This window comes from Pseudomonas sp. IT-P12 (assembly GCF_949767465.1).
GTDB lineage: Bacteria > Pseudomonadota > Gammaproteobacteria > Pseudomonadales > Pseudomonadaceae > Aquipseudomonas.
On sequence record NZ_CATKPY010000011.1, the window covers coordinates 109129 to 133302 of the forward strand.

The 24174-nt window shown below is 62.6% G+C and carries 23 protein-coding genes; 7 read left to right on the plus strand and 16 right to left on the minus strand.

Annotated features, from left to right (window positions below):
* Positions 1 to 5: 5 nt before the first annotated feature.
* A complete protein-coding gene (locus ACM6IM_RS03740; protein WP_414864213.1) occupies positions 6 to 1358 on the plus strand; it encodes a c-type cytochrome in 1353 nt (450 codons plus the stop codon).
* Between the two features lie 10 nt (positions 1359 to 1368).
* Positions 1369 to 2385 (plus strand): XdhC family protein, encoded by a 1017-nt coding sequence (locus tag ACM6IM_RS03745; protein WP_414864214.1) that lies wholly within the window; start codon positions 1369 to 1371, stop codon positions 2383 to 2385.
* 16 nt (positions 2386 to 2401) lie between these two features.
* On the opposite strand, the gene ACM6IM_RS03750 is transcribed toward ACM6IM_RS03745, so the two are convergent.
* Both ACM6IM_RS03750 and ACM6IM_RS03755 read right to left on the minus strand, forming a co-directional pair.
* On the minus strand, positions 2402 to 3967 hold the full coding sequence (locus ACM6IM_RS03750; RefSeq protein ID WP_414864215.1) for a GMC family oxidoreductase: 1566 nt from the start codon (positions 3965 to 3967) through the stop codon (positions 2402 to 2404).
* Positions 3968 to 4080: 113 nt separating this feature from the next.
* A complete protein-coding gene (locus ACM6IM_RS03755) occupies positions 4081 to 5007 on the minus strand; it encodes a LysR family transcriptional regulator (protein WP_414864216.1) in 927 nt (308 codons plus the stop codon).
* A gap of 211 nt (positions 5008 to 5218) precedes the next feature.
* On the opposite strand from ACM6IM_RS03755, the gene ACM6IM_RS03760 reads away from it, so the two are divergent.
* Entirely contained in the window at positions 5219 to 5992 is a 774-nt protein-coding gene (locus ACM6IM_RS03760; protein WP_414864217.1) for an SDR family oxidoreductase, read from the plus strand.
* On the opposite strand, the gene ACM6IM_RS03765 is transcribed toward ACM6IM_RS03760, so the two are convergent.
* The 3 genes from ACM6IM_RS03765 to ACM6IM_RS03775 are packed head-to-tail and all read right to left on the minus strand — an operon-like array spanning position 5989 to position 7960.
* The gene (locus ACM6IM_RS03765; protein WP_414864218.1) at positions 5989 to 6855 is read right to left on the minus strand and encodes a hypothetical protein; all 867 of its coding nucleotides are present in this window, start codon (positions 6853 to 6855) and stop codon (positions 5989 to 5991) included. The genes ACM6IM_RS03760 and ACM6IM_RS03765 overlap by 4 nt on opposite strands.
* 41 nt (positions 6856 to 6896) lie before the next feature.
* Positions 6897 to 7223, minus strand: a complete 327-nt coding sequence (locus ACM6IM_RS03770; protein WP_414864219.1) for an AzlD domain-containing protein — start codon at positions 7221 to 7223, stop codon at positions 6897 to 6899.
* A complete protein-coding gene (locus ACM6IM_RS03775) occupies positions 7220 to 7960 on the minus strand; it encodes an AzlC family ABC transporter permease (RefSeq protein ID WP_201190180.1) in 741 nt (246 codons plus the stop codon). Before ACM6IM_RS03775 ends, ACM6IM_RS03770 begins: the two co-directional genes overlap by 4 nt.
* Positions 7961 to 8141: 181 nt before the next feature.
* Here ACM6IM_RS03775 and ACM6IM_RS03780 point away from each other — a divergent pair, with 181 nt between their 5' ends.
* Positions 8142 to 10142 (plus strand): peptidase U32 family protein, encoded by a 2001-nt coding sequence (locus ACM6IM_RS03780; RefSeq protein ID WP_414864220.1) that lies wholly within the window; start codon positions 8142 to 8144, stop codon positions 10140 to 10142.
* Between the two features lie 199 nt (positions 10143 to 10341).
* Here ACM6IM_RS03780 and ACM6IM_RS03785 read toward each other — a convergent pair whose 3' ends face one another.
* The 4 genes from ACM6IM_RS03785 to ACM6IM_RS03800 all read right to left on the minus strand — a co-directional run bounded on the left by ACM6IM_RS03785 (position 10342) and on the right by ACM6IM_RS03800 (position 13147).
* Complete coding sequence (locus tag ACM6IM_RS03785; RefSeq protein WP_201190176.1) at positions 10342 to 10677, minus strand: hypothetical protein; 336 nt, start codon at positions 10675 to 10677, stop codon at positions 10342 to 10344.
* Positions 10678 to 10794: 117 nt separating this feature from the next.
* On the minus strand, positions 10795 to 11268 hold the full coding sequence (alaE, locus tag ACM6IM_RS03790) for an L-alanine exporter AlaE (RefSeq protein ID WP_414864221.1): 474 nt from the start codon (positions 11266 to 11268) through the stop codon (positions 10795 to 10797).
* Positions 11269 to 11559: 291 nt separating this feature from the next.
* Positions 11560 to 12036: a hemerythrin domain-containing protein gene (locus ACM6IM_RS03795; RefSeq protein WP_414864222.1), complete on the minus strand. Its 477-nt coding sequence runs from the start codon at positions 12034 to 12036 to the stop codon at positions 11560 to 11562.
* A 232-nt stretch (positions 12037 to 12268) separates the two neighbouring features.
* Positions 12269 to 13147: a LysR family transcriptional regulator gene (locus ACM6IM_RS03800; protein WP_414864223.1), complete on the minus strand. Its 879-nt coding sequence runs from the start codon at positions 13145 to 13147 to the stop codon at positions 12269 to 12271.
* Between the two features lie 105 nt (positions 13148 to 13252).
* On the opposite strand from ACM6IM_RS03800, the gene ACM6IM_RS03805 reads away from it, so the two are divergent.
* A complete protein-coding gene (locus ACM6IM_RS03805; RefSeq protein WP_414864224.1) occupies positions 13253 to 13687 on the plus strand; it encodes a GFA family protein in 435 nt (144 codons plus the stop codon).
* A 73-nt stretch (positions 13688 to 13760) separates the two neighbouring features.
* Here ACM6IM_RS03805 and ACM6IM_RS03810 read toward each other — a convergent pair whose 3' ends face one another.
* From ACM6IM_RS03810 to ACM6IM_RS03840, 7 genes are all read right to left on the minus strand, one after another.
* Positions 13761 to 14669, minus strand: a complete 909-nt coding sequence (locus ACM6IM_RS03810; protein WP_414864827.1) for an AraC family transcriptional regulator N-terminal domain-containing protein — start codon at positions 14667 to 14669, stop codon at positions 13761 to 13763.
* 38 nt (positions 14670 to 14707) lie between these two features.
* A complete protein-coding gene (locus tag ACM6IM_RS03815; protein ID WP_414864225.1) occupies positions 14708 to 15541 on the minus strand; it encodes an oxidoreductase in 834 nt (277 codons plus the stop codon).
* Positions 15542 to 15913: 372 nt separating this feature from the next.
* Positions 15914 to 16975: an SMP-30/gluconolactonase/LRE family protein gene (locus tag ACM6IM_RS03820; protein WP_414864226.1), complete on the minus strand. Its 1062-nt coding sequence runs from the start codon at positions 16973 to 16975 to the stop codon at positions 15914 to 15916.
* A complete protein-coding gene (locus ACM6IM_RS03825; RefSeq protein ID WP_414864227.1) occupies positions 16975 to 18363 on the minus strand; it encodes a tripartite tricarboxylate transporter permease in 1389 nt (462 codons plus the stop codon). The genes ACM6IM_RS03820 and ACM6IM_RS03825 overlap by 1 nt, the downstream gene beginning before the upstream one ends.
* Positions 18360 to 18836 (minus strand): hypothetical protein, encoded by a 477-nt coding sequence (locus ACM6IM_RS03830; protein ID WP_371048240.1) that lies wholly within the window; start codon positions 18834 to 18836, stop codon positions 18360 to 18362. The genes ACM6IM_RS03825 and ACM6IM_RS03830 overlap by 4 nt, the downstream gene beginning before the upstream one ends.
* Before the next feature lie 64 nt (positions 18837 to 18900).
* Entirely contained in the window at positions 18901 to 19818 is a 918-nt protein-coding gene (locus ACM6IM_RS03835) for a hydroxymethylglutaryl-CoA lyase (protein WP_414864228.1), read from the minus strand.
* Positions 19818 to 21104, minus strand: coding sequence for a hydroxymethylglutaryl-CoA reductase, degradative (locus tag ACM6IM_RS03840; protein ID WP_414864229.1), 1287 nt, complete (start codon positions 21102 to 21104; stop codon positions 19818 to 19820). Before ACM6IM_RS03840 ends, ACM6IM_RS03835 begins: the two co-directional genes overlap by 1 nt.
* A gap of 133 nt (positions 21105 to 21237) precedes the next feature.
* On the opposite strand from ACM6IM_RS03840, the gene ACM6IM_RS03845 reads away from it, so the two are divergent.
* Together ACM6IM_RS03845 and ACM6IM_RS03850 are read left to right on the plus strand one after the other, a co-directional pair.
* Positions 21238 to 22608, plus strand: coding sequence for a PLP-dependent aminotransferase family protein (locus ACM6IM_RS03845; RefSeq protein WP_414864230.1), 1371 nt, complete (start codon positions 21238 to 21240; stop codon positions 22606 to 22608).
* Between the two features lie 339 nt (positions 22609 to 22947).
* Positions 22948 to 24150, plus strand: a complete 1203-nt coding sequence (locus tag ACM6IM_RS03850; RefSeq protein WP_414864231.1) for a GGDEF domain-containing protein — start codon at positions 22948 to 22950, stop codon at positions 24148 to 24150.
* Positions 24151 to 24174 lie beyond the last annotated feature (24 nt).

Below are 24174 nucleotides of genomic sequence, written 5' to 3' on the forward strand. Positions count from 1 at the left end.
CGTCCATGAGTAACCGCCGATTCGCAAGAACCGCTGGCTGGCTGGCCATGCCGTGCCTGGTCGCGGCCGGCCTGCTGGCCTGGTATGTCACCTCTGAGCCCGTCTCGCGCCTGGACAGCCAGCCGCTGGCCGCGGCCGATATCGACGCGGCACTGGTCAGCCGCGGCGAGTACGTCGCCCGGCTCAGCGACTGCGTGGCCTGCCACAGTGTGCCCGACGGTGCGCCCTTCGCCGGCGGTCTGGAAATGGCCACGCCCCTGGGAGCGATCCACGCCACCAACGTCACCCCGGACCCCGAGACCGGCATAGGCCGTTACAGCCTGGCGGACTTCGACCGCGCGGTGCGCCACGGGGTGGCGCCAGGTGGGCGGCGGCTATACCCGGCCATGCCGTATCCGTCTTACGCCAAACTCAGCGACGACGATGTCCGGGCCTTGTATGCCTTTTTCATGAAAGGCGTGGCACCGGTCAAACAGGTCAATATCCCCAGCGATATCCCCTGGCCGCTGAACCTGCGTTGGCCGATCGCGTTGTGGAACGGGGTGTTCACCGACACCGGGCCCTACGTGGAAAAACAGGCGCAGGATGCGCTGTGGAACCGTGGTGCCTACATCGTCCAGGGCGCGGGCCACTGCGGCAGTTGTCACACCCCGAGGGGGTTGGCGTTCAACGAGAAAGGGCTGGACGAGTCCGCCACGCCGTTCCTCGCCGGCGCCTTGCTCGATGGCTGGTACGCACCGAGTTTGCGCAACGATCACAACACCGGCCTGGGGCGCTGGAGCGAGCCGGACATCGTCCGGTTCCTCAAGACCGGTCGCAACCGGCATGCCGTGGTCTTCGGCTCGATGACCGAGGCGTTCAACAACTCCACGCAGTTCATGAGCGATGACGATCTGGCTGCGATTGCGCGCTATCTCAAGTCATTGCCCGGCGACCTCCAGCGTGACGGCGCTCCCTGGCAGTATCAGCCGGTGGCCGCCGCCACCCTGCAGGAAGGCCCGGGTGCGCATACCTATGTGACCCGCTGTGCCTCCTGTCATGGCCTGGATGGCAAGGGGCAGCCCGAGTGGATGCCGCCGCTGGCCGGCGCCACCTCGGCATTGGCCGGGGAGAACGCTTCGGCGATCAACATCACCCTCAACGGCTCGCAACGCGTCGTCGCTGCCGGTGTGCCGGATGCCTACCGCATGCCTGCCTTCCGTGAGCAGCTGTCGGATCAGCAGATTGCCGAAGTCCTGACGTTCATGCGCAGCAGCTGGGGCAACCGGGCTGATGCAGTGACTGCCCAGGCTGTCGGCAAGCTGCGCGAACACACCGATCCGGCCAGCAGCAGCCCGATCATTCTGCAAATGCGTTGAGGAGGGGTTGATGGAAAGCATCGACGTGCTGGTCCTGCGTACCGCGCGCGATTGGCTCGCCGCCGGGGATCGCGTGCTGCTCGCCACCGTGGCGCGCACCTGGGGTTCGTCGCCCCGTCCGGTGGGCTCGATGATGGCCTTGCGCAGCGATGGCCGTGTGGTGGGCAGCGTGTCCGGCGGCTGTATCGAAGACGACCTGATCCACCGCTACACCACGGCGTACGGCGGCGATGGGCTGACGGACGGGGCGCCCGAGGTGGTGCGTTACGGCGTCAGCGCCGATGAAGCCCATCGCTTTGGCTTGCCCTGTGGCGGCACCCTTGAACTGGTCCTCGAGTTCAGCCCGTCAGGGTCATTGCTGGACGAACTGTTGGCGCAACTCGACGCGGGCCGGCTGGTGCGTCGCCGGCTGGTATTGGCTGCCAACACGGTCACGCTCGAACCCACCGCAACCCCGGAACAGTTCAGCTTCGATGGCCGGCAAATGATCAACACCCTCGGCCCCGGTTATCGTCTGCTGATGATCGGTGCCGGCGCGCTGGCCGAGTACCTGGCGACCATGGCGTTGTTCAACGGCTTCAAGGTGACAGTCTGCGATCCGCGCCCCGAGCACATGCAGACGTGGGCGGTGGGCGGGGTGGAGCGCATTGTCGGCATGCCGGATGACGTCGTGCGGGACTTTGCAGTCGATCTGCGCACCTGCATAGTGGCCCTCAGTCATGACCCCAAACTCGACGACCTGGCCTTGCTCGAAGCCTTGCACGGGCCGGCGTTCTATATCGGCGCCATCGGCTCGCGACGCAACAGCCAACTGCGTCGCGAACGCTTGATCGAGCATTTCGGCGAGACCGAGGCCTCGCTCGAACGACTGCAAGGTCCCATCGGCATTTACATCGGCAGCAAGACCCCGGCGGAAATCGCCGTGAGTGTGATGGCGCAGATTCTGGCGGCCAAGAATGGCGTGGGTCTGTCGGGGGGACTGAGCGTGGCGGCCGCCAAGACCCGCGAGTGTCTGGCGGCGACCTGAGTGCACACGGCGACAGTCAGCCAGTCGGTGGCAGTCCATGGGCCGCGAGGATCAGATCGGCCGCGCGCTCGCCGATCACCACGCACGGCGCCATGGTGTTGCCGACCGTGATTCGCGGCATGATCGAAGCATCGGCGATCCGCAGCTTCTCGATGCCATACACCTTGAGCTGGTGGTCAACCACCGACAGCGCATCCCTGCCCATTTTCGCCGTGCAGCACTGGTGCCAGTAGGTCACCGCCGAATCACGGATGAATCGTTCCATGGCCCGTCGGTCACGCTGGCCAGGAACGACCTCCCGCTTGATCAGTGCTTCGAAGGCGTCGCTGTTGCCCAGTTCCCGGCACAATTCGATGGACGCGAACGCGGCAGCCATGTCCTGCGAAGTGCTCAGCGAATTCGGCTCGATGAGCGGGTTGTCCAGCGGGCCGGGGCCCGACAGGCGCAATCGGCCCCGACTGCCGGGGCGGGCGAGACCGGCGAACATCGTCCAGCCGTGTTGCGGCGGCTGAACGCCGACCTCGGGCGGGGAAGGGACCGGAAATTCGAGCTGGCACTGCAGCAGGTCGGGGGCGTCCAGGCGAGCATCGCTTTTCCAGTACAGGGTGGCTTCGCAACCACCGCCGCCGACGGCCTGGGGCTGCCGATACTCCCAGGTACAGCCGAAGGCCAAGTGGTCCTGGTAGTTCTGGCCGACGCCGGGCAGGGGATTGATCAGGTCGATCCCGTGGGGGCGAAGCTCCTCTTCCGGTCCGATCCCCGATTGCATGAGGACCTTTGGCGTGTTCACCGCGCCCATCGACAGCACCACTTCATTTTCCGCGTAGAAACAGCGGCGCCGATGGTCGATCAGCACTTCGACACCCGTTGCCCGTGTTCCCTGCAGCAGGAGGCGGGACACCCGTGCCCCGGTGAGGACGGTCAGGTTGGGAGCGTGCAGGTGGGGCTTGAGGTAGGAGTCGTACATCGATTCTCGCTGTCCGCGGTTGATGCGCAGGTCGGTGATGGCGACGCCGCCGGGACCTTCCATCATTTCGCCATTGGGGCTGTCGAACCGGGGAATGCCCAGGCGGCTGGCGGCTTCCAGGGTGGCCCAGGCGAGCGGTTGCGGCGCGGTTGGCTGCGCGACATGCACAGGGCCGCCGATACCCCGGCGCTGGGCGTCCGGCAGGCCTTGCCAGTTCTCGATCCGCGCGTAGTAGCGCAATGCGGAGTCGTAGCCCCATGCCGAATCGCCGGACTCGGCGGCAAAGTAATCCCAGTCCGATCGGTGCCCGCGTGCCCACACCATCACGTTGATACTCGATCCACCTCCAAGCCCCTTGCCCATGCTCAAGGACAGGCGACGACCGTTCAGATGGGGGTCGGGCTGCCCTTCGAATGCCCAGTCGCGCTCCGAGCCCAGGTTCAGTGGCCATTGCGAAGGCTCTGTGACCGCGGGGCCGGTGCTGCCATGACCGGCTTCGAGTAGCAGCACCCGAACGTCTTTGTGCTTGGCCAGGCGTGCCGCGACCACGCAGCCGGCCGTGCCGGCGCCGCACACGATGAAATCGTAATGGCTGTCAGGGGTGGGGCGATTCATGCGTCACACCCGGCGAAGGCGCGGGTGATGGTGTTTGATGTGATTGTTTTCATTGGATCAGCTCCCTGGATGGAAGCCCGATTCTGCGGGCCGCGCTGTCCGCCAGGTATCGGTCAATTGTCCGACCCGGGGTCCTCCAGGCCCTTCAGGTTGGCGCGAGCCAGCGCGGTGAACGCCTTGAGCGCAGCGCTGGGATTGCGGCGGTTGGGGTAATACAGGCACAGGTTGTCCCGGGGCGGCGTCCAGTCTTCAAGCACCCGCTCGAACTCGCCGGCGGCGACTTCACCGAGCACGTCCTGCTCCATGAAAAAACCAAGGCCCACGCCGGCCTTGACGGCAGCCTTGGCCACACCGGACTCGTCGAGGGTGAGCGGGCCCTGCACATCGAGGCGCAGCACTTGTCCCTCCCGCTCGAACTGCCAGGGGTAAATCGCGCCGTTCGGCAGACGAATGCGAATGCACGAATGATGGAGCAGATCCGCCGGCGTGCCGGGCCGGCCATGCCTGGCGAAATACCCCGGCGTGCCGACCACCGCGTAGCGTTGCGGCTGCCCCAGGGGGATCACGATCATGTCATTGGGCACGAGGTTCGCGGAGCGTACGCCAAGATCGAAACCGTCAGCGACGATGTCGACCAGACGGCCTTCGGTCACCAGATCAATGTGCACCTGCGGATAGCGCCGCAGGTATTCCAGCACCAGCGGTAACAGCGCCGAGCGGGCGGCACTGGCGAACGCGTTGATGCGCAGCACCCCCGACGGCCCGGCGCTGTGGGATTGCACGGCGTCGAGTGCCGCACGGACATCCTGCAGGGCCGGGCCGACCTGCTCCAGGAACATCTTGCCGGCTTCGGTCAGGGACACGCTGCGCGTGGTGCGATTGAACAGTCGCGTGGCAAGGTTCGCCTCCAGTCGGGCAATGGTGTTGCTCAACGCGGTGGTGGACATGCCGAGCTCGATTGACGCCTGGCGAAACGAAGCCCGGCGCGCCACGGCCATGACGGCATCCAGCTCATTGAGGCTAACGCGAGGCTCGGGCATTGGATTATCCTGTTTCGCGGGATAGGTCATTAATGTTTGTCCCAGTTGAGCAAACTATCAGGATGGCGGCAAGATCCTTGTGTCCAACTACCGGACGCGAGACAGGAGACCCCGTCATGAGTTTTACCGGCCATATCCCCGGCAGCCCCATTCAGTTCGACCACGCGTTGGTGTTTGAGAATGCCCGTGCCCGCTCCCTGGAGATTGCGCCATGAACCTCGAATTGAGCGGCAAACGGGTCCTGGTGACCGGCGGCACCCAAGGCGTCGGACAGGCTGTAGTCAAACAGCTCCTCGCCGAAGGGGCGAGGGTGGTGACCGCGGCCCGACACCCGGGCAGCGACCTGTCCGATGCCCTGTTCATCCCGGCCGATCTCTCGACCGGCGAAGGTTGCGATGCGCTGGTGAGCGCGATCAGGCACAGCCTGGGCAGCGTGGACATCATCATCCATGTGCTGGGTGGCTCCTCGTCGCCCGGTGGCGGATTCGCTGCGCTGGGCGACGAGCACTGGCAACGCGAGCTCGACCTGAACCTGTTTCCGGCGGTACGCCTGGACCGTGCGTTGCTCCCGGACATGTTGGAACGTGGGGCGGGTGTGATCGTCCATGTGACGTCGATTCAGGGCCGGCTGCCGTTGCCCGAAGCCACCACGGCCTATGCCGCGGCCAAGGCGGCGCTCTCGACGTACAGCAAAAGTCTGTCGAAGGAAGTCTCGCCCCAGGGCGTGCGTGTGGTTCGCGTGTCTCCGGGATGGGTCGAAACCGACGCCTCGGTTGCATTGGCCGAAAGGCTGGCACAGGAGGCCGGTACCGATTACGAAGGCGGCAAGCGAATCATCATGAATTCACTGGGCGGCATCCCGCTCGGGCGGCCTGCAAAACCATCCGAGGTGGCTGACCTCATCGCGTTCCTGGCTTCGCCTCGGGCGGCGTCCATCACCGGGAGCGAGTTTGTCATCGATGGCGGGACGATTCCGACGGCTTAGGTGGGGGGCATTTGCAGGGAAGCGGTGGTTGCCGTTTGCTGACGTTCCGCGTGCAGAAGGTCCAGCAACTCGTCGATCAAGTCGATCAGTGCTTGCGCGCGGCCGGCAATCACCTCTTTCTCTTGCTTGTACCAGCCGAGCAAAACGCCCTTGAGCGTGCAACGCAGCGAAATGTTGCCGGCTGGATCGACTCGGGCGATGACTTCCAGGACAGGGCTGCCGCTCGTTCCACTGAACGACGGCGGGTTGGCGCGTTTGTTTGCGGAGTCCACGGCCTTTTTCTTGTCGAAGCGAAAGCCGACCGGGTTGGATATATGTGCAGCCGCGGTGGGCTTCTCGATCACTTCAGTGAAACTGGTTCCATGACTGTTGATGGCATGCTTGCCGAGCTTGGGGAATATGCCATTCTTCGAACCCGGATACCCAACGGTGATCCAGAACTCAAGGGACTCGTAACCCTCCCAGGTTTCATCGAGGACAATGCTATTGATGCTCGGCAGGCCTGTGTTTGCCAGCCAGTCCTGCGGGAGCAGGGTAATCGCCAGATCGTTATCGTGGCAAAGGAGAAAGGGCAAACCACCGAGCAGCACCGCCTGGCCCTTCACGTTTGTCGCCAGCACGCGTCTGGGGTCCAGGTCCTTGAGAACGTGCGCGGCGGTTACCAGAAAGACGTGCTGGCGGCAGGTGACAAAAAAGCCGGTGCCCAACAGCTGCGCATCGCCCGTGGGTTGTCCTGCGGCACTCAGCGCATCGATGAAAAACGGCACCGTGCACGCCTTGTACTTGGCAATCAGCGCATCAACGGTCGGTAGCCAGCTGTTTTCGTCAAACGGTATCAAGGTCGGCATCGTCAGTCCTTTCACTCGGTTGTGGATTCAACCGGCCAGCCACGAAGGCCAGCGCTTCATGATCCCATGAACTTGAACGCCCAAAGCGCGCCCATCCCCACCGCCAGTGTCAGGATTGTATTCCGGGTCTTCCAGGCGACCCAGGCAGCGACCACAGCGGCGGGGATCTGCGGGTTACCGAGCACGAATTCACTGTGCCCGTTGGGATACACCACCGCCGGAAGCACCAACGCCGCCAGCACACTTGCCGGTACGTAGCGCAGGGCTCGATCGAGCACTTCGGGAATTCGCCATCGACCATAGAGTTCGACGAACGAAAGGCGCATCACGAATGTACCCACGCCGACTGCCACAAACAGTCCCCACAACGCCAGGTCGCTCATGGTGTCTCCCGTTCGGCATCGTCAGCGTCCATCGTGTTCACAGTGCTTCGACGAAACCTCTCGATCAATAGCCCGGCAAGAACGCCACCTGTCGAAGCCATGACCAACCCGAGGTTGTAGGGCATATCGATTGCCAACACCGCGATCAACCCGCCAGCCGCTGCGGCTCCCAGGCTCGCGGCACTGCGCAGGTTGGGGACGAGAAGCGCCAGGAAAGACAGGGGGATGGCAAAGCTCAGGGACCACGACTCCGGGATGCTGGCGCCCAGAAAGACCCCGGCCAGAACGGAGAGCTGCCAGGCTAGCCACATGCCAATGGCGGTGCCGGCATAGAAGTAATGCCCGAAGCGATCGGGTTGCCCCGCTGAAAACCTCAGGCTGTAGAGCGCGAACGACTGATCGGAGAGCAGGTAGGACAGGGGCCATGTCCAGCGACGAGGCAAGTGATGCAGGTGAGGGGCCAGTGACGCGCTGTACATGATGAAGCGCAAGTTGATGATCAAGGCAGTGACCACGATGGCCACCGGCAAGACACCGTTGTGCAGCAGCTGCAGTGCAACCATCTGCGCAGACCCCGAGTAAAACAGCATCGTCATGCCCATCGCCGTACCGGGCGACATGCCCATTTCGATGGCCATCACGCCGGTCACCAGCCCGAAAGGAATCACTCCGGGGGTCAATGGCATGAGCGTTCGAATGCCGTGCAGAAAAGCGTCCGTACCCGTTCGATACTGCATGTCGTTTCCTTGTCGTTCCTGTGCTGGTGACGTCAATCCGGCTGCACTCTCAGGTTCCCGCCGGCACGAGATCTCACCGAAGCAAGTGCCCGTTTGACTGCATTCGGTCGCGCCCCGGTGCCGATCAGGCATTTGGCCGGTACAATGCGCAGCTCAACCGTGCCAAACCAGATAAAAACATATGTCCTTGCCCAAGCACCACTTGGAACTGCTCAGCCCCGCCCGTGACGTGAGCATCGCCCGCGAAGCCATCCTGCATGGCGCTGACGCGATCTATATCGGCGGCCCGAGCTTCGGCGCCCGCCACAACGCCTGCAACGAGGTGAGTGAAATCGCCGGGTTGGTGGAATTCGCCCGTCGCTACCATGCCCGGGTGTTCACCACCATCAACACGATCCTGCACGACAACGAGCTGGAGCCGGCGCGCCAGTTGATTCATCAACTGTACGATGCCGGGGTGGATGCGCTGATCGTCCAGGACCTGGGGGTGATGGAGCTGGATATTCCGCCCATCGAGCTGCACGCCAGCACCCAGACGGACATCCGCACCCTGGAGCGGGCGAAGTTCCTCGATCAGGCCGGTTTCTCGCAGCTGGTGCTGGCCCGTGAACTGAACCTCAAAGAGATCCGCGCGATTGCCGATGAAACCGATGCCGCCATCGAGTTTTTCATCCACGGCGCGTTGTGCGTGGCGTTCTCCGGCCAGTGCAACATCTCCCACGCGCAGACGGGCCGCAGTGCCAACCGTGGCGACTGTTCCCAGGCCTGTCGTCTGCCGTACACCCTTAAAGACGAAAAGGGGGGTGTGATCGCCTACGAAAAACACCTGCTGTCGATGAAAGACAATAACCAGAGCGCCAACATCCGCGCCCTGGTCGAAGCCGGCGTGCGCTCGTTCAAGATCGAGGGGCGCTACAAGGACATGGGCTATGTGAAAAACATCACCGCCTATTACCGTCAGCGCCTGGACGCCGTGCTCGAGGATCGCCCGGACCTGGCCCGTGCCTCCAGCGGTCGTACCGCGCACTTCTTCGTGCCCGACCCGGAAAAGACCTTCCACCGTGGCAGCACCGATTACTTCGTCAGCGAGCGCAAGATCGACATCGGCGCCTTCGACTCACCGACCTTCACCGGTTTGCCGGTGGGCGTGGTGGAGAAGGTCGGCAAGCGCGACATGCAGGTGGTGACCACTGAGCCTCTGTCCAACGGCGACGGCCTCAATGTGCTGGTCAAGCGTGAGGTGGTGGGTTTCCGCGCCAACATCGCCGAGCCCAGGGGCGAGTTCGAGGAGGAGGGCGAGAAGCGCTATCGCTATCGCGTCGAACCCAACGAGATGCCGGACGGGATGCACAAGCTGCGGCCCAACCATCCACTGAGTCGCAACCTCGACCACAACTGGCAGCAGGCATTGCTCAAGACCTCCGCCGAGCGGCGCATCGGCTTGAGCTGGCTGGCGCAACTGGATGAACAACGCCTGCAACTGACCGCCACGAGCGAGGAGGGCATCAGCGCCAGTGTGGCGCTGGACGGCCCGTTCGGCCTGGCCAACAAGCCGGAGCAGGCGCTGGAGCAACTGCGTGACCTGCTCGGTCAGCTCGGCACCACCGAGTATCACGCCACGGACATCAGGCTCGATGCGCCGCAGGCGTTCTTCATCCCCAACTCGCAACTCAAGGCCCTTCGCCGCGAAATGATCGACGCCTTGACTGCGGCGCGTGTGGCCGCCCACCCGCGGGGCAGTCGCAAGGCCGAGACCAGTCCGCCGCCGGTGTATCCGGAATCGCACCTGTCGTTCCTGGCCAACGTCTACAACCAAAAGGCCCGGGATTTCTACCATCGTCACGGGGTCAAGCTGATCGACGCCGCGTTCGAGGCCCACGAGGAAACCGGGGAAGTGCCGGTGATGATCACCAAGCACTGCCTGCGCTTCTCCTTCAACCTTTGTCCCAAGCAAGCCAAGGGCGTCACCGGGGTTCGCACCAAGGTCGCGCCGATGCAACTGGTACATGGCAACGAGGTGTTGACCCTGAAGTTCGACTGCAAGCCTTGCGAAATGCACGTCATCGGCAAGATGAAGGGGCACATCCTCGGCCTGCCATTGCCGGGCAGCGTCGCGGAGCCCATCGTCGGTCACATCAGCCCGGAAGACCTGCTGAAAACCATCCCTCGCGCGCCGCACTGACGTCGGCGGATAACGCCTGCAGCAAACACGAAAATGCCCGGTCGATCAGCCGGGCATTTTTGTGTTTGCGCGAGCTTGCTCGCGAGAGCTGTCCGGAGATTTTTCGCGAGCAAGCCCGCTCCTGCACAGGGTGCAGACGTAAAAAAGCCCGGCGGGCAAGGCCAGGCTTCTTGTCGAGTCCTGCGGTGAAACCCTGCATTCAGGCAACACGGCGTTCGATCAGACGGTCTGAACCACCTTCGGCAACGGCATCACTGAACAGCGAGTCGGTCTCAGTGGCAGCGACGGCATCGCTGAACAGAGGGTCGGTTTCAGTGGCAGCTACGGCATCGCTGAACAGGCGGTCAGTTTCAGTGGCGGCAACGGCATCGCTGAACAGACGGTCGGTTTCGGTCGCTGCAACGGCGTCGCTGAACAGACGGTCGGTCTCAGTCGCGGCTACCGCATCGCTGAACAGTGGGTCGGTTTCGGTCGCGGCAAAAGCGTTCAGTGCGAAGATCGAGAAGGCGATGCCGAGGATGGTTTGGCGTTTCATGGTGGTGTGCTCCGTGTTGTGCTGAGTGGGTATGGAGCTGATGTTACGCCGCAATAGAAATATGAAAACTTCATTGAATTAATGGTTGTTATTGACGCAGTCAATGATGAGCTCGTATCAGTGGTTCTGCACGTTCAGCGACATGGGCTTGTCTCCGCCGTCCGGCAGACCGAAGCGACGCCTGACGAGGTTCAGGAACGCCCCGTAGGGCCTTCCCAGCGCCAGCATGATGACGGTCACGCCCAACGAACCGCGCAACAACGCGTCACTGTCAGCACCGGATATCGCCAGGATGGCGGCATAGATGGGCACCTGGAAGCTCACCAGCGCCAAAGCGTCCCAGGCGATCCGCGAGCCTCGACGGGGCCCGGAAAAGCGCATGACCCAGTCTCGCCAAAGACCATAGGGGCGACCCGACACAACCATCAGCCCGGCGCCCAGAAGCCGTGCATCCAGCACCTGTTCCCAGGTCATCCCCGCAATGAACCGTTCGTTGAGAATGCCCGTGGCGGTAAAGAACACAATCAATGCCAGCGTATCGGCCGCGAATGATCGCCACCGGTCACTTGACGCTCGGGTTGAACTGGACAAATCGCGGGCCTCCAGTGTGTTTCATCCCGACAGGGTGGCATCGATCGGCAGGACCAAAGGATTCAGCGGGACGATCAATGGCTCTGACCACGCCCGGTGTCCTTTTGTCCAAACGGTTTGCTCAAATGCCTCATCGAGCGGCCGATCGAGTTTTTAGCGAGACCCCGCACTTTGCAGGAGCTGTGACTGGTTGAACGCAGACTCGACAAAGCTCCCACCGCTGCAACTGACCTGCCCAGATTGGCGGTCAAAAAAAAGCCCGGCATTTGCCGGGCCCGATACATCAAAACATCACGCCGCCAGTTTGCCGGCTGCGATCTTTTTCATGTGATCCGCTTTCATCTTTTCCATCTGCTGCCCCAGTTCGTCAAGCTTGGCCTTGCCCAGGAGCTTCTTCGCTTGAGGAAACATCTCCGTTTCCTCCTCTTCGATGTGGTGTTCCAGCAGTTCCTTGACCACCTTCACGCGACCGGCAAACTCCGGCGTTCCAGGGTCGGTCTGCTTCAGGTCAGGCAACACCAGGGAGTCCACGGTACGGTGTTCCTCCTTGGCTTCGAAGTACATGACGTCCTGTTCTTTACCACCGGCTTCCTTGAAGGCCGGGTAGAGAATCTCTTCTTCCAGGCGGGTGTGGATCGAGATTTCCATTTCCAGCTTGCCCAACAGGTCGGAACGTTTTTTCAGCGCCCGATCCGTCGATTCGCTCAGTTGGGTCAGAATCCCTTTTACTTTTTCGTGGTCGGCTTTCAGTAGGTCGATGGCGTTCATGGGTGTGGCCTCTGCTGTCACGGGGGTGAATACAGGCCGTTGTCTCACGGCTCTGTGCGATCCCTTAAGCCTCCGCATAGCTCGTGCCAACCAGGGGCAGAAAAATTATCTTGCCGGATCAAAAGGTTACGTGATTGAAGGCATATCGCCTTCGTGCAGCCTGCCTGAAAAGGGCACGGTGAGTAGTGCAGTTCACGGCCTGTGCGGCCTTCGACCTGCGTCGGTCGAGCCATTACAGGTATTCGTGCAGCGCCTGGCTCAGTACTTCGAAGGTCTTGGCGATACGCCTGATCCTGCGCAGGTCGTTATGCATCGCCAGCCAGACATCAATCTCGAAGCCAAAGCTGTCCGGCAGGATCCCGATCAGGCCATGGGCACGTGCAATGCTCGATGGACACAGACCAAATCCCAGCCCGGCCTTGAGTGCGGCGAGTTGAGCGAGGTGGTTGTCGGTGGCAATCGCAAAAGGCTGGTGGGCTTCGCACAAACCTGCCTCCACGAGTCGGCGCAAGTCCGCCGAGCGCCGGTCGGGGCCGATCAGCGGGCCACGGCGCACGGCTTCCAGGCTGTCCGGCCGGCCATGCCGCGCCAGGCACTCGGCGCTGGCGTAAAGACCGACACGCAGGGCGCCGACGCGCCTGGTGACGATATCGGCTTCGGTGGGGCGGACCAAACGCACGGCGATGTCCGACTGTTGCCGGGCGATGTCTTCCAGCGGGTCGTTGATGCTCAGTTCGAGCTTCAACCCCGGATGGCGATGGTGGAAGTCGCGCAGCAGGCCGGGCAATACCTCGACGCCCAGCAAGTCGCCGCAGGTGATCCTGACGGTTCCGTGTTCCACATCCGTTTCGGCGCTGGCCATGCGGTTGAACGCTTGCGCGGCGATGGCCATCGCCTCGACATGCTGGATCAGTCGACGTGCCGGATCGGTGGGTGTCAGGCCGGCCGGGGTCCTTGTGAAAAGACTCACGTCCAGCGAGCGCTCCAGCGCCTCCAGCCGTCGTCGGGCCGTGGCCTGTGCGATGCCAAGGAGCTTCGCGGCCCCGCTCAGGCTGCCTGAACGCAGCACGGCGAGAAACACCCGCTGGTTTTCCCATTCGAGACCGCTCATACATTTCTGACCAACAGTTGTTCCATTTTTACGCTTTTACCTGGGCGATTGAACGGGGATCATGCGCCCCTGTTTTCCTGGGACGTCATTATAAGGAGTCACACCATGCGCTTCACCGGTCAGTGCCGATGCGGGCAACTCAAGCTTGAGATCATCGCTCAAAGCCTTCCGCCGTTATATGCCTGCCACTGCCTGAACTGCCAACGCTGGAGCGGCAGTGCGTTCGGCCTGCACATGCTGTGCGCGGCATCGGCCGTGCAGATAACGGGCACAGCCAGCACCCACGTGCATGAACACGCCGGGCAGGCCTCCACCCAGTACGCCTGCGGCGCGTGTTTTACCCGGCTGTTCAATGAAACCACAGCGGCACCGGGCATGCGGGTGGTGCGCGCAGGCGTATTGGACGGGGCCGATCAGTGGACACCCCGGGCGCATATCTGGGTCCGGCGCAAGCAGGCCTGGCTGGTGTTGCCGGAGGATGTTCCCCAGTGGCAGGAAAGCCCCACGCCGGAAGATTTCGGCAGGGCGCTGTTGGGGTGACAAAGGGTCGGTTGAAGCTCGGGAGCATCGTCGGTGACTCACGGCAGATCCGGCCCTCCTGCCACGCACGCCACTAGTGCGAAGACACATACATCGAAGGCGTTGCCGGTGCCGGCAGCGCATAGGTGGCTCTCATCCATTCAATCTCTGCCTGTGGTGTTCGGCCAAAGAAGCGCTTGAACTCGCGACTGAATTGCGAGGCACTTTCGTAGCCGACGTTGAAGGCGGCGGCAGAGGCGGTCATGGACTGACGCAGCATCAACAAGCGCGCCTGATGCAAGCGTGTCGACTTCAGGTACTGCATGGGTGAAGTGTCCGTCACGCTGCGAAAGTGCAGATGGAAGTTGGGCACGCTCATGCTCGCTTCCCGGGCCAGTTGCTCGACATCCAGGTGCTGCTGGTAGCCGCTGTGGATCTTGCGGATCGCCCGCGTCACCTTGCCGAAGTGCCCCTGGCGATTGAGCGCGGCGCGCATGGAGCCGCCTTGCTCGCCGATGAGGATGCGGTAATAGATTTCCCGCACCAGCGCCGGCCCCAGGATCTGCGCTTCGCCCGGTAGGCTCATGGCCTCGAGAAAGCGCAGCGTCGAAGTGCGCAACGAGTGGTCCATGGGCGAGGCGTACATGCCTTTGGGCGGGGCATCGCTGGGGCCGTGCACCTCATCCACTTGCAGCATCAACTCGCTGGCCATCTGGAAATCCAGGCGCATGTAGATCGCGAGCATCGGCTCGTCCTCGCTGGCGTCGGTTTCCATGGTGAAGGGCAGGGGGACGGACACCACCAGATAGTGCTGCGCGTCGTACACGTAGACATCGTCGCCCAGGTAGCCGCGCTTGCGCCCTTGGCAGAGGATGACGATCCCGGGGTCATACAGCACCGGCGTTCGGGTCAGTGGCTGGTTGGAGCGCAGAAAGCGCACGTCTTCCAGGGCACTGAGGTTGTAACCCTCGACCGGCGCGAGTCTTTCCAGCAGGTGCACCATGCGTGTGCTGTTCGCGTCGGCCGGGTCCAGGTGGGCGCTCAATTGTCGGTGGAGCGAGTCAGTGCTTCCCATTGATCGATCTCGATGGCGGCGCGTTGCAGTTTGTCACGCACCAGGCCCAGTGCGTCACTGCCCAGCAGCAAGTGCGCCGGTGGGTTGGGGCTGGCGATGATCTGCAGCATCGCTTGCGCCGCCTTGTGTGGATTGCCGAGTTGCTTGCCGCTTTTCTCCTCACGCGCCTTGCGCACCGGATCGAAACTGGCGTCGTAGTCCGCAAGGCTTCTCGGCGTGCGCCGCATCGAACGACCGGCCCACTCGGTGCGAAACGAACCCGGTGCCACGGCAGTGACAAAGATGTTGAAGGGTTGCAGTTCCTTGCTCAGCGTATCGGAGATGCCCTCTAGCGCAAACTTGCTGCCGCAGTAGTAGGCGATTCCCGGCATCGTGATGGTGCCGCCCATGGACGTGATATTGAGGATACGGCCCTGGCGACGCTTGCGGAAGAAGGGCAGGAACGCCTTGATCACCGCGACCGCGCCGAACACGTTGACGTCGAACTGGCGACGCATGTCTTGCAGTGGCGACTCCTCGAGGATGCCTTCGTGGCCGTAGCCGGCATTGTTGATCAGCACGTCGACCGGGCCGTGGGTCGCTTCGACATCGGCGACAACGCCTTCGATCCGTTCGAAGTCGGTGACATCCAGGATCACGCCGTGGGCGTGATCCGGGGACAGCGCCTGGAAGGCCTGCAAGTCGGCTTCACGGCGTACGGTGCCGATGACGCGGTGACCGGCAGCAAGCGCTTCACGGGCCAGCGCGTTGCCGAAGCCACTGCTGACGCCGGTAATGAAAAGGGTCTGGATACGGGGCATGGCGAGTTCCTGTCGGTAGGTGTGAGGCCATGGTAGCGATCGGCCAACCGCTGCCCCATGCCGGTTCCTCTTCGAGCCTTGCCTATTCCTATCAGGTGAAATCGAAGGAGTTATTTCGCCCGGCTGTTGTCACTTGCAATACGAGCCAAGGTTCAGTGCCCGGCACGCACACCTTTGCAGTGCAATTCCCTTCACACAGAGAGGCAAGAACATGAACAGCATTATCTACATCGTCGGTCTGGTCGTGGTCATCGCGGTGGTCCTGTCCTTCCTGGGGCTGGCATAAGACGCACGGATCGAGTCGGCAAGGTCGACGCGATCCGCTCCTTCTCAGCTCTGCAGGGCGGGATTTGGGCGCGCGCAGGCACCGAGCTATTGGTGTGAGTAAAGCTTCAGCGCCTTGGTAAAGCCCTGTGCGCGGAAGATCGCGCTGCCTTCGCCCAGATCCCCGTCGCTGGCCACCAGATACACCTCGTTGGTTCCGGGTTTGAGCGCCATGCTGGTCGACCGCAGGAAGTGGCCGTTCTCCCGTCCGGGAATCAGGATCTGTCCGATCGGCTGGCCGTTGGGATTGAGCACCAGCACTCGTCCCTGGCTGTACATGGCCACGTAGAGATTGCCGTCTTCGTCGACGCGCATCGAGTCGGGGGAGGGACCATTGAAGCGATAGACCACGGCCTCGCCAAACGGCGCGATCGTCTGCGCATCCTTCAGTTCGATGCGGTGCAGCAGGCCCGTTGCGAATTCGGTGACCCACAGGGTCTTGCCGTCGGGGGAAAGGGCAATGCCGTTGGCGATGGCCAGCTTGGGCAGGATCGGGACGATGGCCGTGCTGCCGGGCGCCACGTAGTAAACACCGCCAGTCGGCTCGGTTGAGGTGCCTTTGAAGTCGGTGAAATAGAAACCGCCCGTGTTGTCGAAAACCAGGTCATCCACCAGGAAATTCCTGGCGTCGGCGATGATCGCCTGCGGGTCTGAGCCGTCGGCGTTGTAGGCCGTCAGGTTGCCCGTGTCCTTGAAATTACCCAGGCCCGCGACAAACAGGCGTCCGTCCTTGTGGATGGCCAGGCCGGCGGAGCCCAGCGGGTTTTTTTCGACGACGACGCTGAGCTTTTTCTGGGTGTCGAGTTTCAGCACCTGACCACCGAACACCTCGACGAACAGCAGGTTGCCGTCGCGATCAAACGAAGGTCCCTCCAGTTGCAGGCCCTTGTCCGACACCTTGAACCACTGTTGCGCGGTGATGGTGGGCAGGTTCTGTTCCGGACCGGGAATGGCTTGCAACTGCCGGCCTTCCCTGGCGTAGGCGAGCGCAGGAATGGGGCCTTGTGCCTGGGCAAGGGTGGTTGCGGCACTCAGCACGAAGAGCATGGAAACGAGGATGTTGTTCTGCACAGTGATCACCTGCCTGTTGTTGTTATGTTTGCGGAGCATCAAGCGCCCATCAGCGCAATCAATGCCGGCACCGTGAGTACGGCGGTGTAATACCCCATGAACTGCACACCGATGTTGAAGCCCAGAAAACGTGACAGGAAACCACCCAGCAGGCCGACGGTGATGATCACCAGCAGGCCCAGCAAGCCGCCTTCCCAGATGCCGATCACCAGGATCAGGCCGACAAACGTGGCGATCACGGCTTCATGGCTGATCTTGCGCGTCACGTATGAAGCCGCTCGGTGTGCGTAGTTCATGGTGAAGGGGTAGGCCACCAGGATCGCGACCACCACCGCCAGCATGCCGTAGCCGAAAAACTCCCAAGTGCTGAGCAGCGAATGCAGGTTGTGGACTTGCCCGGTGGCGGAGTCGACGGTGAAGCGCGGCGGCGCGTTGAACAGCGGCGCTGCCGGGCCTGCAGCCACCGGGCTCAATGGCAGGCCGAAGGCAATCAGCGGGATCAGGGCTTCGGCGATGTAGGTCGATTCGGTCACACCGTTGCGGGCGGTGATCACCGTCGTCAAGCGAAGGTAGACGTGCTTGACGCGAGCACCGACCACTTCGCCCATGATCACGGTCATGGCGACCGGACTGAAGACAAAGGTGGCGCTGGAAACCGCTGCGGTGGCTGCCGTCCACAGGCTTTGCTTGCGATCCAGGACCTTGAGCGGGTTGGGAAAGAAGCCTCCCCAGCTCTTTACGTCGGGTGACAGGGAGAAGCTGCGAACCTCCTGGCGTTGCATCTTTGCCCGCTCGGCCGGCGCCAGCATCGAAAACAGCGCTGCGATCAAGGGGCCGATGGCAATGCCGAGGAAGTAGCTGACGCTGAGCTTGACCCCGTACTGACCGGTGATGCTCTGCAGGCCGACGATGACCATCACGAACGGCACCAGGGCCAAGACGGCTGCCAGACGCCCCTTGGAGAACCAGGCGATGGCGACGGCGGCCGCGAGGAACACCCAGGGCGCCGCGTGTTTGATCATGTCGCCAAACGGCGCGAGCATCACGGCAAACAGGACGGCCATGGGCACCGCGATCAGCGCGGCGATCACCGCACCGGAAATCATCTTGCGCAGGGCAATGTGTGGCACACCAAGGTTGCGCAGGAAGTTGGCCTCGCGCATCAACGGGGTTGCCATGGTGTCGCCGGGGATGCCCAGCAGTGCGGTCGGCACCGCGTGGGTCATGTGCTTGGCGACGGCTCCGGCGAGGAAAAACGTTAGGACACCGGGCGCGGGCACCCCCAGCAACACCACCAGCAACGTCAGTGGGGCAAGGGTGGTGGTTTCGTCGCTGCCGGAAATCAGGCCGATCCCGGCGAAGATCACGGCGCCCAGAATTCCCATGCCCAGGGCGATCAGGATTTGATCCAACAGGACGGTCATCATGACTTGCCCCCATTGATCGCCACGGCGGGCCGCTCGGCTGCGCTTGCCATGTCGCTGGCCCTGGCAGGTGCCGCGAGGGTTTTTTCGTGTTCTGCGAACAGGTCGTAGAGGTCCATTTCGCGCAGTTCGGCCAGTGTTTCCGGTGGCAGGTCCGACAGCCGACCGAGATCACCGAATTCGCTCTGCAGTTCCTTCAGCACTTCTGAACGCCAGGCGGGATCGGCCTGTTGTTCGACCACGTGGCGCTTGGGTTTGAACAACGCAGCACTGATGGCGCCGCCTGCCAGGCAGCCAACGATGCCCACCAGCATGGCGTAGGCACGGGCCATTTGTGGCGAGGCAACCCAATGGGACAGCAGTTCCTGGGCCGCGAAAAAGGCGCTCAGGCTGACCGTTGCGCCAATCGCGATGGAGCAGATCAGGTGACGACCGTCTACGGTGTCACCCCAGACTTCATACAGTTCGGGTTTCAACAGAGTTCTCCCACCGCCCTTACGGGCTTTTATTGTTATGAACGTGAAGAGACAAGACGCTCGTTCAGCCTCCCGAACGACGTTTGGCGAGCACTGCGCGGGCGACGCTGGACGCCGTATCCCGGCCCAGTTGCGCGTCGATCCAGGTGCCGATGTCGATCAGTGCATCAAGGTTCACCCCATGCCGGACACCCATGCCGTCGAGCAGGTAGACCACATCTTCGGTGGCAACGTTGCCCGTTGCGCCCGGAGAATACGGGCATCCGCCCAATCCGGACACTGAGCTGTCGAACACGCGTACCCCGGCGTCCATCGCCGCACAGATGTTGGCGATGGCCATGCCGTAGGTGTCGTGGAAGTGACCCGCCAGTGCGCTGAGCGGGACCTCCTCGGCGCAGGCCTCGATCAAGGCCCGGGTGGCGGAGGGCGTGCCTGTGCCAAGGGTGTCGCCGAGGCTGATTTCATAGCAGCCCATGCCATACAGTGCAGCACTGACGGTGGCTACGTCGCGGACGTTGACCTGGCCGGTGAACGGGCAGCCCAGGACACAGGACACATAGCCACGCACCCTCACGCCGGCCTCACGGGCCCGTACCATGACCTCCTGAAAACGACTGAGGCTCTGGGCGATCGAGCAGTTGATGTTCTTCTGCGAAAACGCTTCGGAGGCGGCGGCGAACACCGCGACTTCGCGGCACCCGGCATCGAGGGCCGCCTGCAGGCCTTGACTGTTGGGCACCAGCGCCGTCCAGGTGACATCGGGGCGGGCAGGCAGAGCCTTGAACACCTCGTCGGTGCCAGCCATCTGCGGCACCCAGCGAGGTGAAACAAACGCACCGGCCTCCAGCGCCTGCAGGCCAGCGTCTGCCAGTCGGGTCAGTAATTGTGCGCGGATCGCTGGCGGCAGGGTGCGTTGTTCGTTCTGCAAACCATCCCGGGCGCCGACCTCCACCAGCCGGACGCTGTCCTCAAGCCGGGTCATCACAACGCCCGCTTTTGCTTCAGCAGCTGGGCGGCATGATCGGAGCGCACGTCCCTGGCTTTAACCATCTGCTTGACCAGCCAGTTCACTTCGTCGCCCCGCGCACCCGCCGACAGCGCGATGTTGCGGGCGTGCAGCGCCATGTGTCCGCGCTGGATGCCTTCAGTGGACAAGGCGCGCAACGCACCGAGGTTCTGCGCCAGGCCGACGGCCACGGCGATTTCGGCGAGCTCCTGCGCGGTCTTCACCCCCAGTATGCGCAACGACAATTGGGCAAGCGGGTGGGTTTTCGTGGCACCGCCTACCAAGCCGACCGGCATGGGCATTTCCAGGGTGCCGACCAGGTGGCCTTGAGCGTCCTTTTCCCAGGTGGTCAGCGAGCCGTAATGCCCATTGCGACAGGCGTACGCATGCGCTCCGGCTTCCACTGCGCGCCAGTCGTTGCCGGTGGCGACGATCAACGGATCGATGCCGTTCATGATGCCCTTGTTGTGGGTCGCGGCGCGGTAGGGGTCGACGACGGCAAAATTGTAGGCATCGAGGATGCCCTCGATCACGTCTTCGCCCTTGTACTCGGAGGTGCTCAGCAGTTCGGGTGCAATGCGCACCTGGGCACGTGCCAGGCGCAGGTCGGCAAGGTTGGACAGGATTCGCAGGCGAACCTTGCCACCGCTGATTTCCTCCATCAGCGGCGCCACGGCTTCGGCCATGGTATTGACCGTGTTGGCGCCCATGGCATCGCGAACGTCGACGATCAGGTGCGCGACCAGCATCGGTCCCCGTGGGCTCTGGGCGAAGGTGTGGACTTCGATGTCCCGGCAACCACCTCCCAGTTTGTTGAGCAGCTGGTCCTTGCGGTTGGCCAGCTCGATGATTTCCTCCTTGCGGCGCATCAGGCTCAGGCGCGCGTTGTAAGGGTCGGCAATATCGACGATCTGCACCTGGGCGCGCATCAGCGGCAGGCTGCTGGACGTCATGAAACCGCCGGCATCGCGGGCCAGTTTTGCCATGAAGGAGGCCGCGGCGACCACTGAAGGCTCCTCGACCACCAACGGCACGATCACGTCGCGGCCATTGATCTGGAAGTTGCTTGCCACCGCATAGGGCAGTTCGAATGTGCCGATCACGTTCTCGATCATGCCATCGGCGATTTCCAGCGGCAGGGCGCCGGCATCGCTCAGCAAGGCAACGTCTTCGCCGGGTAGCTGGAGCAGTTGCTGCAGGTGTTCAAGGCGTTGGGCAGGGGAAAGGCTGCGGAAGTTCGGGAGGCGCGAATCGATACTCATGGGTGATCCTGTGACGTTTATTGTTTTCGAATAGCGTCACCCTAATGCGCTCTGTGCCTGCAAAGAAGGTACAGTTTGGACAGACAGTACCCAAGCTGTACCCTTGTCTTCAAATCACTCGGGACGATGAGCCATGGTGCGCCTGACGCTGGCCCAGCAACTGACGGCCACACTGGTCGAGCAGATCGATAACGGTACCTACCGCGAAGGCGACCGCTTGCCTTCGTTGCGCGAATGCATGCGCTTGCTGGGGCATTCGAAAAATACCGTGATCAATGCGTACGAAGCGCTGGCGTCCCAGGGGCTGGTCGAGGCGCGGCATGGCCAGGGTTTCTTCGTCAAGCGAGGCGCCTGCAACCAGCCCGAGCCGGAAGAGCCACCCCCCTATGCGCGGGCGATGGACACGATCTGGTTGATGCGTCAGCAGTTCGTTCGCGAGCCGGGGCACTCGCCGCTGGGCGAAGGGTTTCCGCCCGTGGACTGGCTGATGGACATGCGCCTGGACAAATTCACCCGCCAGATCATGCGCACCGGTGTCACAACGCTGTTTCGCTACGGCAATCGTCTGGGCAATGCCGGCTTGCGGCAACACTTGGCGCAGAAGCTGGCGAGCTATTCGATCACCGCCAGTCCACGCCAGATCGTCACCACCCATGGGGCCAACCACGCGCTCGACTTGATCATCCGCCGCTTCATCGGCTTCGGCGATTGCGTACTGGTGGAAGACCCGGGCTATTACCCGCTCTTTGGCAAGTTGCAGTTGCAGGGCGCGCGGATGCTCGCCGTCCCGAGACTGCCGGATGGCCCCGACATCGAGGTGTTGGAGCGCTTGCTGCGCGAACACAAGCCCAAACTGTTTTTCATCCAGTCGGTGGGGCATAACCCGACCGGCTCTGACATTTCTCCGGGCAAGGCACATCGCCTGGTTCAACTGGCCGAAGCGCATCAGTTCATCCTGGTGGATGACGACGCGCTGGGCGATTTCAAATCGGCATCGGCCATCAAGGTGTCCGCGTTGGACCAGTTGAAGCGCTCACTCTACGTCGGCAGTTTTTCCAAGTCGGTCTCGGCAGCGCTCAGGGTGGGCTTCATCGCCGGAAGCAAGGACGTCATCGACGAATTGGGCGATGTGAAGATGCTGCTGCACACCAGCACCTCGGAGTTCTGCGAGCGCACCGTCGATGTGATTCTTGGCGAGGGGCATTTCCTGCGCCATCTCGTACGGTTGCAGGAGCGGCTGCGCAGCGCGACCGTTACAGGTTTGCAAGTGCTGGACGAGATAGGCGCAGAGGTGTTCTCTCGACCGGAGCAGAGCCTGTATCTGTGGGCGAAGTTCACGCACATCGATGATGCCAGGGAACTGACCCGCCAGTTGCTGCCCAAGGGATTCATGATTGCCCCCGGGCACATCTTCTCCCCCGAGCAGTCGCGCATCAGTCCGTGGACGCGGCTGAATGTGGCTTATCTGAATGACCCGTTGTTGAAAGCGGTGTTGAGAGGTTGATGGCCTGGAGTGCCAGGGCGTTCCCGGCTGTGGACATCTGCTCTGTTCGTCACGCTGTGATCATGAGCGCTTCCTCCTGGCAGGAAACTGTCCGGACGCCGGCATGCCAGGTCTTGCAGTCCGTCAGCGGCGCCAACCTGGCACGTGGTTGACCGGGGAATCGGGATTGGGGTCTGATAGGTTCAAGCAGGGAGAGGACAGGTCGTCGAGGGGCGGGGAGTGTGCCGGGAGGGATCGGGGCAAACCTCCTGGGGCGGTCAGGCGAATCAACAGCCCGGAATTGGCCCTGCTCAACTAGACTTGCGGTCAGAGTTTCTCGACCGCGCCCAGTGAGACGCCATGATTGCCCATACCCCCACACTGTTTGCCTGTGTCGCTTTGGTGGCGACGATCATGGCGTTTTGTCTGATCCTGGTCGGCCAGTTCAATCGGCGCGACGGTTTGCTCACCATCGGCTCGGGCTTGTTGGCGCATGCGTTGGCCTATGTCGGTTACACCCTCTATGGACATGCGCCGTTGTGGTTGACCTATGGCGCTGCCAACACCTTGCTCTCGGTGGCCCTGGCCTTTTATGGCGCCAGCCTGTTCAGGATTGTCGAGTTGCCGGTGCCCTGGTGGCGGGTGTTCGCGCCGATGGTGCTGATGCTGGTGTCGATGGTCGGCCTGATCGACACCCTGGAACCGCGCATGCTCGCCGCCACGCTTGTGTTGATGGTGCAATGCACCTTGATCATCTATTGGACGTGTTGCTTCATTCCCGCCCGGGGCCGTGCGCGCATGTTGTTGATCATCGGCTCCAGCATCAGCCTGATCGGCCTGGGCATGCGGGTCGTGGCCATCCTTGGCGGCGGCGCGGCCGAGATGCGCTATGACGTCAGCAACCTCAAGCAAACCATCTCGGTGAGCATCGGCACCTTTACCGCGATGATGATTTCTCTCGGCCTGGTGCTGTTGTCCAAGGAGCGCAGTGAGTCAATGCTTCAGCGCCTGGCGCTGCGCGATGTCCTGACGGGCATTCTCAATCGTCGGGCGATCCTCGAGCAGTTCTCCAGGGAGCTGGAACGCTCGCGCCGGGAGGGTTCGTTCCTGGCGGTGGCGATGGTCGACATCGACCATTTCAAGCAGATCAACGACGTGCATGGCCATCTTGCGGGCGATGAAGTGATTTGTCATTGCGTCAACCACCTCACCCGGCGCCTTCGTCAATCGGACAGTATCGGTCGTTATGGCGGTGAGGAGTTCCTGCTGTTGTTGCCCGACACGGGGCCCGAAGGCGCCGTGGCGGTGCTCGATGACGTGCGCGCTTCCCTGGTGGACTCGCCGGCAAGGTATGGCGAGACCCGTATCGAGCTGCGTATCAGCATCGGGGTGTGCTGCGTCGTGCCGGGGGAAAGAGACACCACAGCCAGCCTGCTGGCCAGGGCGGACGCGGCACTGTACGAAGCCAAGGATCTGGGGCGTAACACGTTGCGAATGGCGCCTGCGGGGTTTCAGCGCAGCGACGCCCGTACCCGCGACAGGTCGCAAACCCTGAGTGGATGAAGGGGTTCCTGGTAAAAAAAACAA

Bases quoted from the DNA above. Each gene is read 5' to 3' on its own strand.
- ACM6IM_RS03840 (WP_414864229.1), bottom strand. From the start codon at position 21,104: ATGAGTATCGATTCGCGCCTCCCGAACTTCCGCAGCCTTTCCCCTGCC.
- ACM6IM_RS03835 (WP_414864228.1), bottom strand. From the start codon at position 19,818: ATGACCCGGCTTGAGGACAGCGTCCGGCTGGTGGAGGTCGGCGCCCGG.
- ACM6IM_RS03745 (WP_414864214.1), top strand. From the start codon at position 1,369: ATGGAAAGCATCGACGTGCTGGTCCTGCGTACCGCGCGCGATTGGCTC.
- ACM6IM_RS03770 (WP_414864219.1), bottom strand. From the start codon at position 7,223: ATGAGCGACCTGGCGTTGTGGGGACTGTTTGTGGCAGTCGGCGTGGGT.
- ACM6IM_RS03805 (WP_414864224.1), top strand. From the start codon at position 13,253: ATGCGCTTCACCGGTCAGTGCCGATGCGGGCAACTCAAGCTTGAGATC.
- ACM6IM_RS03815 (WP_414864225.1), bottom strand. From the start codon at position 15,541: ATGCCCCGTATCCAGACCCTTTTCATTACCGGCGTCAGCAGTGGCTTC.
- ACM6IM_RS03785 (WP_201190176.1), bottom strand. From the start codon at position 10,677: ATGAAACGCCAAACCATCCTCGGCATCGCCTTCTCGATCTTCGCACTG.
- ACM6IM_RS03825 (WP_414864227.1), bottom strand. From the start codon at position 18,363: ATGATGACCGTCCTGTTGGATCAAATCCTGATCGCCCTGGGCATGGGA.
- ACM6IM_RS03810 (WP_414864827.1), bottom strand. From the start codon at position 14,669: ATGGTGCACCTGCTGGAAAGACTCGCGCCGGTCGAGGGTTACAACCTC.
- ACM6IM_RS03750 (WP_414864215.1), bottom strand. From the start codon at position 3,967: ATGAATCGCCCCACCCCTGACAGCCATTACGATTTCATCGTGTGCGGC.
- ACM6IM_RS03760 (WP_414864217.1), top strand. From the start codon at position 5,219: ATGAACCTCGAATTGAGCGGCAAACGGGTCCTGGTGACCGGCGGCACC.
- ACM6IM_RS03845 (WP_414864230.1), top strand. From the start codon at position 21,238: ATGGTGCGCCTGACGCTGGCCCAGCAACTGACGGCCACACTGGTCGAG.
- ACM6IM_RS03740 (WP_414864213.1), top strand. From the start codon at position 6: ATGAGTAACCGCCGATTCGCAAGAACCGCTGGCTGGCTGGCCATGCCG.
- ACM6IM_RS03820 (WP_414864226.1), bottom strand. From the start codon at position 16,975: ATGCTCCGCAAACATAACAACAACAGGCAGGTGATCACTGTGCAGAAC.
- ACM6IM_RS03795 (WP_414864222.1), bottom strand. From the start codon at position 12,036: ATGAACGCCATCGACCTACTGAAAGCCGACCACGAAAAAGTAAAAGGG.
- ACM6IM_RS03850 (WP_414864231.1), top strand. From the start codon at position 22,948: ATGATTGCCCATACCCCCACACTGTTTGCCTGTGTCGCTTTGGTGGCG.
- ACM6IM_RS03800 (WP_414864223.1), bottom strand. From the start codon at position 13,147: ATGAGCGGTCTCGAATGGGAAAACCAGCGGGTGTTTCTCGCCGTGCTG.
- ACM6IM_RS03780 (WP_414864220.1), top strand. From the start codon at position 8,142: ATGTCCTTGCCCAAGCACCACTTGGAACTGCTCAGCCCCGCCCGTGAC.
- ACM6IM_RS03775 (WP_201190180.1), bottom strand. From the start codon at position 7,960: ATGCAGTATCGAACGGGTACGGACGCTTTTCTGCACGGCATTCGAACG.
- ACM6IM_RS03755 (WP_414864216.1), bottom strand. From the start codon at position 5,007: ATGCCCGAGCCTCGCGTTAGCCTCAATGAGCTGGATGCCGTCATGGCC.